An 8084-nucleotide genomic window follows, 5' to 3' on the forward strand; every position below is an offset into this window, starting at 1 on the left:
CCTGCGTGGTCAAGATGGCCGTGGGTCAGCCAAATGGCGGTCAGCTTGAGGCCTTTGTTTTGGACTTGTTGCAATAAGTAGGGTACGTCGCCGCCGACATCGGTCAAAACGGCTTCTTTGGTTTCGTCATCCCAAATCAGCGTGCAGTTTTGACGGAAGGGGGTAACGGCATTGATTTCAAATTGGAGTGCCATGGGTGTTCCTGGGAAAGGCTTATTTAATGTTGTTTACGTTTCAGACGGTCTTTTGTTATTATGCACATATAATAAAAAGCAAGTCTGGAAAAGTGTCTTATGAATAATGTAATGCGAACCATGATACCGATTTTTGCGGCTTCTTTCATCTCTGCGGCGTTTGGTGCGGATTTGTTGTTGGCGCAGGAATATAAAAATCAAGATATTGCCGGTTGGGCCATGAGCGAAAAGTTGGATGGCGTACGCGCGTATTGGGACGGCAAGCAGCTGGTCAGTCGTTAGGGCTATGCGTTTACACCGCCCAAAGGTTTTACAGCAGGTTTTCCGCCGTTTCCGATGGATGGCGAGTTGTACAGCGGACGAGGGCGGTTTGAGCAAATTTCCGCGACGGTGCGTTCTGCCTCGGGAAATTGGGACGGCATTCGTTTGCATGTTTTTGATGTGCCGCAGGCGCAGGGCAATCTGTATCAGCGGCTGGAAACGGCTTCGAAATGGCTGAAATCACACCCGTCGGCACGGTTTACAGTTATTCCGCAAGTCAAGGTGCGCGACAAACAGCATGCTTTGGATTTTTTGAAACAAGTTGAAGCGCAGGGTGGGGAAGGGGTGATGCTGCGTCAACCTGAAGCCCGTTATGCAAGCGATAGAAATGGTCAGCTGTTGAAGCTGAAAAGTGAATATGATGATGAATGTACAGTGACGCGTCATTATGAGGGCAAAGGGCGCAATGTCGGGCGTTTGGGTGCGGTAGGATGCAAAAACCAATATGGCGAGTTTCGTATCGGCAGCGGTTTTAAGGATAAAGACCGCGACCATCCGCCGAAAATCGGTGCGCTGATTACTTATCGTTATCGTGGTTTTACGCAAAAGGGAACGCCGAAATTTGCAACATTTGTCAGAGTGCGTTCGGATCGATAAAACAAATTAAAGGCCGTCTGAAAATAGGTTTCAGACGGCCTTTAATATAGATGTTGCATATCCTTTTATAAGGTTTCCAATACATCGGGCAATTCGGCCAAGCTGTTGAGCATGGCGACATGGGGCATGGAGGAAAGCTGTTGGGCGGTATGTGCGCCGGTGGTAACTGCGATGGCGCGGATTTTGGCGTTGGCGGCCATTTCTAGGTCGTGGGTGGTGTCGCCGACGACGACGGCCTCTTCCGGCTCAACTCCCAGTCGGTCGCAGAGGGCGAGTACCATATCGGGCGCGGGTTTGGACAGATATTCACTGGCGCAGGCGGTTTCCAGCCAAAAGGCTTGGGTGTCGGTTTGTGCGATGGCTTTGTCCAAGCCGCCTCGGCCTTTGCCGGTCGCTACGGCAAGCCAATAGCCTTGTTGTTTCAAGCGTTGCAGGCAGGGCAGGGCTTCTGGGAATAGGGTCATGTTGTGATTGTTGGGATTGAGATAGTGCGCGGCATAGGTCTCAATCAGGGTTTCCTGAACGTGTTCGCTGACGTTGTGGGCAAGGCGGCGAATGATGCCGGAGAGGCTGTATCCGATGAGCGGACGGATTTGGTCGGCTTCGGGAACGGGCAGGCCGCAATCGGCAAAGCTTTGTTGAAAGGTGTGGATGATGGGGTTGGTGGTGTCGGCAAGCGTGCCGTCCCAGTCGAAAATAATGAGTTTGGGTTTCATGGGTTTCCTTTCAGACGGCCTTGAATAACTTATTATTTTAAAAATGTATTTTGATGTAGCTGAATTCACCAAAATACACGAATAGAACTATGGGTTACTTAATATTTTAACTTTTTCTTGATTGAATTCTTGTTCGGAAAGAATACCTTGATCTAATAATTTCTTTAAATTTACTAATTGATCATATTTTTTGTTGTTGCTTGAATTATCAATATCTACTTGTTTTGCCTCTGTGCAGATAAAAATAATTTCAATCCTAGGCCAATTCCCTAAGATGTGAGGAGGAGTAGATGCTCTTTCTCTAATTGCTTTCATACTTTTATTTTTTTGTTTGCAGAAAGCCTGTGCTCTTTTTTCAGCACTGTGTCTCACAGCAGTTGAAGGAGTAAATCCTGATGCTCCTTGGTGGAATATGCGATATTCTTGTTCATTATTTTCATTAACATCTAGAATAGTCTCTTTGCCTTTGTAAATGATTGCTGTATCAAAACCCGAGTTGCCCTTTCCAACGATTTGGATTCCCGATGCAGTTGTACAACCAGCTAAAATTAATGCTAATAGAAGATAAAATTTAGACATGACGTTTCCTTATTTTGGGTTAAGTAAATCTATTTTGATTTCAGACGGCCTTTTCCTGATTTTCCAGCATTAAAACAAATTGCGCCAATTCTTGCGGCAGGGGGGCTTTCAGGATCAGTTTTTCGCCGGTCAGCGGATGGGCGAGGTGCAGCTCGGAAGCGTGCAGGAACATTCTTTTCAAACCGAGTTTCTGCAGGCGTTTGTTGGCTTGATAGTCGCCGTAGCGTTCGTCGCCGGCAATGGGGCAGTCTTGCGATTGCAGGTGGACGCGGATTTGGTGGGTGCGGCCGGTTTTCAGGGTGGCTTCGACAAAGGTCAGGTCGGAAAGGCCGACTTGGTGCAAAAGGCCGTCTGAAAAACGGTTTAACACGCGGAAGATGGTGTGGGCGGATTGGCCGTCTTCGCTGACGCGCACCATTTTTTCGCCTTGTGCGCCGGTGTATTTGAACAGGGGGAGCTTGACGTGGAAGCGGTCGTTCGGCAGCCTGCCGACACCCAGCGCGAGATAGATTTTTTTCGGATGGTCGTTGCGGATGGCTTCGTGCAGTTTTACCAAGGCGCTGCGTTTTTTGGCTATCATCAAAAGGCCGCTGGTATCTTTGTCGAGGCGGTGGACGAGTTCGAGATAACGCGCTTCGGGACGGGCGCGGCGGATTTGTTCGATGACGCCGAAGCTCACGCCGCTGCCGCCGTGGACGGCAACGCCGGACGGTTTGTTGATGACCAAAAGCGCATCGTCTTCGTAAACGATGTCAAACTCGCGCGCGGGCGCGGCCTGACTTTCAGACGGCCTTTGTTTTTCGGCGGTGCGTATCGGCGGAATGCGGACGGTATCACCTGCCTGAATGCGGTTGTCGGGTTTGCAGCGTTTTTTGTTCAGCCGCACTTCGCCGGCGCGGATGATGCGGTGGATATGGCTTTTCGGGACGCCTTTGAGGATTTTTATCAGATAGTTATCAAGGCGTTGGCCTTCCTCGTGTTCGGCAACGGCAATCAGGCTGACTGAATCTTTGCGTATTGCGTGCATTTTCTCTATAATCCCAAACGTCCGTTTCCGGACCCGAACCTGCCGTCGCAGGCCGTCTGAAACGGATTTATTGTTAAAACGAGATTTTATATTAAAAACGCACTCCGCAAAGCATTTCCTTGTGTTTGTTCAAAGCCGGCAAACGCAATCCCGTAATTAAGTTTGAATTGAACCTGCCGTCCGGCCGGGCGTAAGACGCAGTCCGCGCAGCACCGTCCGAAATTACCGGCGCTACGATAATAAGAAGATGTAGGCTGCCTTCATTTTGTCCGAAACATCAGCATTCGGACGGCAGCGGAACCATCAACCTTTCCGCCGCATTGTTCTTTATTTCCTTCTTTATCCGAATCCGTCCGCACATGGCTTGAGTTCAAGCATGCAACCTTGCGGATTTCAAATCAAAAACTGGTTACACAGGGGTTCCCCCATCTTGCCTTTGCAGAGTGCCAACCGGACAGACAGGCCGTCTGAAAAAGATATTCACAAATCAAACGGCCGCTGTTCACGAGGTGACTATGAAAAGAATGTTATTCAACGCAACGCAGGCCGAAGAGCTGCGCGTTGCCATTGTCGATGGCCAAAACCTTTTGGACTTGGACATCGAAACGCTGGGCAAAGAACAGCGTAAAGGCAATATCTACAAAGGTATCATTACCCGCATCGAGCCGTCGCTGGAAGCGTGTTTCGTCGATTACGGAACCGACCGCCACGGCTTTTTGCCGTTTAAGGAAGTGTCGCGTTCGTATTTCCGCGACTACGAAGGCGGCAGGGCGCGTATTCAGGACGTGCTCAAAGAAGGCATGGAAGTTATCGTCCAAGTCGAAAAAGACGAGCGCGGCAACAAAGGCGCGGCACTGACCACCTTCATCAGCCTGGCCGGCCGCTATCTGGTATTGATGCCCAACAATCCGCGCGGCGGCGGCGTATCCCGCCGTATCGAAGGCGAAGAACGCCAAGAACTCAAAGCCGCCATGGCCGAACTCGACATTCCAAACGGCATGAGCATCATTGCCCGCACCGCCGGCATCGGCCGCAGCGCGGAAGAGTTGGAATGGGACTTGAACTACCTCAAACAACTCTGGCAAGCCATTGAAGAAGCAGGAAAAGCACACCATGACCCTTACTTGCTCTTTATGGAAAGCTCACTGCTGATTCGTGCGATTCGCGACTATTTCCGTCCCGACATCGGCGAGATTTTGGTGGATAATCAAGAGGTTTACGACCAAGTTGCCGAGTTTATGAGCTATGTCATGCCGAGCAATGTAGGCCGTCTGAAACTCTATCAAGACCACACGCCGCTGTTCTCCCGTTTCCAAATCGAACACCAAATCGAAAGCGCGTTCTCACGCAGCGTCAGCCTGCCGTCAGGTGGCGCGATTGTGATCGACCACACCGAAGCCCTGGTTTCCATCGACGTCAACTCTGCGCGTGCTACACGCGGCTCTGACATTGAAGACACCGCGTTCAAAACCAATATGGAAGCCGCCGAAGAGGTTGCCCGTCAAATGCGCCTGCGCGACTTAGGCGGTTTGGTCGTCATCGACTTCATCGACATGGAAAATCCGAAACACCAACGCGATGTTGAAAACGTCCTGCGTGACGCGCTCAAAAAAGACCGCGCACGCGTGCAAATGGGCAAACTGTCCCGCTTCGGCCTTTTGGAATTGAGCCGCCAACGTTTGAAACCGGCTCTGGGCGAAAGCAGCCATGTTGCGTGTCCGCGCTGTGCCGGCACCGGCGTCATCCGCGGCATCGAATCCACCGCCCTGCACGTTTTGCGCATCATTCAAGAAGAAGCAATGAAAGACAACACCGGCGAAGTACGCGCACAAGTGCCTGTCGATGTCGCCACCTTCTTGTTGAATGAAAAACGCGCCGAGCTGTTTGCGATGGAAGAGCGTTTGGATGTGAACGTCGTCCTGATTCCGAATATCCACTTGGAAAATCCGCACTACGAAATCAACCGCATCCGCATCGATGACGTAGAAGAAGACGGCGAACCGAGCTACAAACGCGTTGCCGAGCCGGAAGAAGACGAATCCGCCAAACCTTTCGGCAGCGAAAAAGCCAAAGCGGCCCGTCCTGAGCCTGCCGTCAAAGGCGTGCGCCATACCCAGCCTGCGCCGACTGTCGCCTCTGAGAAAAAAGCCTCTTGGTGGGACAGCTTCAAAGCTTGGTTGAAACGCATTTTCGGCGGCGAGCCTGCACCTGCTGCAGTTGCTCAAGAGCCTGCCGAAAAACGCACTACAACCAACCGCAGTCAAAACAGCAACCGCCGTTCAAACAGCCGCCGTCAAAATCCACGCCGCAACAACAAAAACGACGGCAGCAAAGTCGAAGTGCGCGAAGTAGGTGCCGAAGCCGCCGACAGTAAGTTTGAAGAAAGCAAATCAAACGAAAGCCGCAACGACGAGCGTAAAGAAAGCCGCCGCAGCCGCAACCGCAACAACCGCCGCGATGAGCGCAACAACGAGCGTAACCGTGTTGAGGAAACGGTTGAAGACGTAAACGTTCAAGAAGTGGCCGCACTGGCTGAGATGCCGTCTGAAAACCAAGCGGAACAAAACGGCAATAAACGCCGCCGCAACAACGGCCGTAACGAGCGCAACCGTAACCAATATGCGGAAAGCCATGTTGAGGACGCAAACGTTCAAGCCGATGGCGAACAGGCGCAAGCGGACGACAACGCCCGCAGCGAAGAGGGTGTGAAAAACAACGGCCGTCAAGGACGCGACCGTAACAACCGTCAGCGCAACAACCGCAACGACCGTCGTTCAAACAGCAAAAAACGCAATATTCCGTCTTCGGCAAAAATCGAGCAATACCTGAACATTACCGACACCGCCGACAAAGTCCTCTTTGCCGTGGCGCATGTTTTGGGTTTGAACGAAACCGCCGAAACTGAAAATGTGCCTTTGCCGCAGGAAGATGATCATGCAGAGCCGCTGGTGATTGTGGTATCCGAGCCTGAAGTTGCCAGCGCAGAGCCATTCGTATTTGCCATTGAAAGCGAAGACGAGCCTGCCGTAGCGCAAACTGAAAGTGCCGATGCCGAGCAAGCCCTGTTGGCTTCTGCGGTCAGCAACGTCAAAGAAGCCATTTCCGCAGTATTGTCTCCGAATGAAACAGCCGTTGCAGAAGTCGCAGAACCGGTTGAAGCGGCAACTGAAACTGTGACAACGCAAACTGAGGCCGTAGCTGAAAAAGCGTCTGTTGCCGCTGTTTTGCCGGAAGGTTTGGGCGATTTGATTTTCGTTGAGACCGATCCGCAAGCCGTTGCCGCTTTTGCCGCGCAGCCGCAACCCGAACCGGTTGCCAAAACACGCCGTTCGGATGTGCCTAAAGTAGAAGTGGAAGACGTAGCAGTCGAAATGATTTTGGTGGAAACACGCAAAGACTAAGATTGGTTTTCCAGTTAAAAGCCCGATGTTGAACGCATCGGGCTTTTTTACAGGAGAAGTGCTACGACTATAGGGAATAGTTAAGAAAAGGAAATTTCTTTTGAGGAGGGTGAGAAGTATGAAGCATCAAGAAGTTGGAGTTCTCGATATTTAGAGCTCAGAATCATTGCTACCTTGAAAGGCTTAGCCTTTACATAGGGTTGGTCCTGTATAAAAAATAAGATCATGGAAGTATGAATATGAAGTTAAGATATTTTGAATTAGATAGACCTTATGTGGAAAATCGCCAAAGGATCGAGGAGTTGATGGACTCAGCTTCATTAAGATACGAGGAGGCCAGGATAGAGGACTACAATCAAAATTGGAAATGCCATAGAAAAGCGTTTGTATATGAATCGAAGTGTATGACATCTATGTTGGAGCGACTCTTCAAGCCTGTTCCAACTAAGGATTGTTGGAAAATCATCATAGAATGCATGGATAAGGTCTGCAATCCTTGTATCATAAACTTACTTGGTGTCTATACTGTTCAGGTTCCATTTGATTTTTGTACCTATGAAGCTTTAGATCCTGTTGATAAGAAAAAGATGCTCTTGGCTGCTTTAGTTGAAGGGGCAAACCGTGTGTTTCATAAGCTTTCTATTCCATTCTGCTTACTTGGGGATGTAGTGAATGAAATAGAAAGAAACCATTATGAAAATAGTTGGGTATGGAAAAAGAAAAAGATTCAATCCACCACTTTTTCCATTCAAGTGGAACATCAGATCGATAAAGTTGACTTGTTTTGGAATATTGAAAATAAAGACAAGAGTATTCGTCATTTGATTAAAACCTGTCCTGCTCATGAAATGGATTATGGCGTTTATCTTGGTAAATTAGAGGTAAATGATAATTTCCTTTATCTATTGGGTAAAAATAATGAGGTCGTAAGCAAGGTTTCTATAAATAAATGAAGGATAGCTGCTTGTAGTTTTTCTTAAACAGCCAACTATGTCAGAGCGATGGAGTTAGAAAAGGCCGTCTGAAATGGTTTCAGACGGCCTTGGTTTGTGTGTATGTTTGGGTATCGTGATTATTTTTTGTTCAGAGAGTCACGGATTTCGCGCAACAACAGAACTTCCTCGCTAGGCTCTGCCGGTGCTTCTTCAGCAGGAGCTTCGGCTTTTTTCACAGAGTTGATGGCTTTAACCACGCAGAAGATGGCAGCGGCGATGATCAGGAAGCTGATCACGGTGTTGATGAACAGACC

Annotated in this window: 7 protein-coding genes and 1 pseudogene; 3 read left to right on the top strand and 5 right to left on the bottom strand. The window is 49.6% G+C overall.

The features are described from left to right. The coding region (locus tag ACTHSP_RS15210) for an MBL fold metallo-hydrolase (protein WP_440346376.1) at window positions 1-194 on the bottom strand (194 nt) is incomplete at its 3' end. Window positions 195-305: 111 nt separating this feature from the next. Between ACTHSP_RS15210 and ACTHSP_RS15215 the strand changes: the two are divergent. Beyond that, window positions 306-1112: pseudogene (locus tag ACTHSP_RS15215) on the top strand (DNA ligase). A 65-nt stretch (window positions 1113-1177) separates the two neighbouring features. On the opposite strand, the gene ACTHSP_RS15220 reads toward ACTHSP_RS15215, so the two are convergent. From ACTHSP_RS15220 to ACTHSP_RS15230, 3 genes are all read right to left on the bottom strand, one after another. Next, window positions 1178-1828 carry an HAD-IA family hydrolase gene (locus ACTHSP_RS15220; RefSeq protein WP_314512756.1) on the bottom strand — a complete coding sequence of 217 codons (651 nt, stop codon included), beginning with the start codon at window positions 1826-1828 and terminating at the stop codon, window positions 1178-1180. Between the two features lie 87 nt (window positions 1829-1915). Next, window positions 1916-2407, bottom strand: coding sequence for an SHOCT domain-containing protein (locus ACTHSP_RS15225; protein ID WP_314512755.1), 492 nt, complete (start codon window positions 2405-2407; stop codon window positions 1916-1918). Between the two features lie 40 nt (window positions 2408-2447). Then, window positions 2448-3434 carry an RluA family pseudouridine synthase gene (locus ACTHSP_RS15230; RefSeq protein WP_070823151.1) on the bottom strand — a complete coding sequence of 329 codons (987 nt, stop codon included), beginning with the start codon at window positions 3432-3434 and terminating at the stop codon, window positions 2448-2450. Between the two features lie 515 nt (window positions 3435-3949). Between ACTHSP_RS15230 and ACTHSP_RS15235 the strand changes: the two genes are divergently transcribed. Beyond that, window positions 3950-6835, top strand: coding sequence for an Rne/Rng family ribonuclease (locus ACTHSP_RS15235; RefSeq protein WP_314512749.1), 2886 nt, complete (start codon window positions 3950-3952; stop codon window positions 6833-6835). 233 nt (window positions 6836-7068) lie between these two features. After that, window positions 7069-7788: a hypothetical protein gene (locus ACTHSP_RS15240; RefSeq protein ID WP_314512747.1), complete on the top strand. Its 720-nt coding sequence runs from the start codon at window positions 7069-7071 to the stop codon at window positions 7786-7788. Between the two features lie 119 nt (window positions 7789-7907). On the opposite strand, the gene ACTHSP_RS15245 is transcribed toward ACTHSP_RS15240, so the two are convergent. After that, the coding region (locus ACTHSP_RS15245) for an MscL family protein (protein ID WP_440346243.1) at window positions 7908-8084 on the bottom strand (177 nt) is incomplete at its 5' end.

Source organism: Neisseria sp. P0001.S005 (assembly GCF_051963715.1).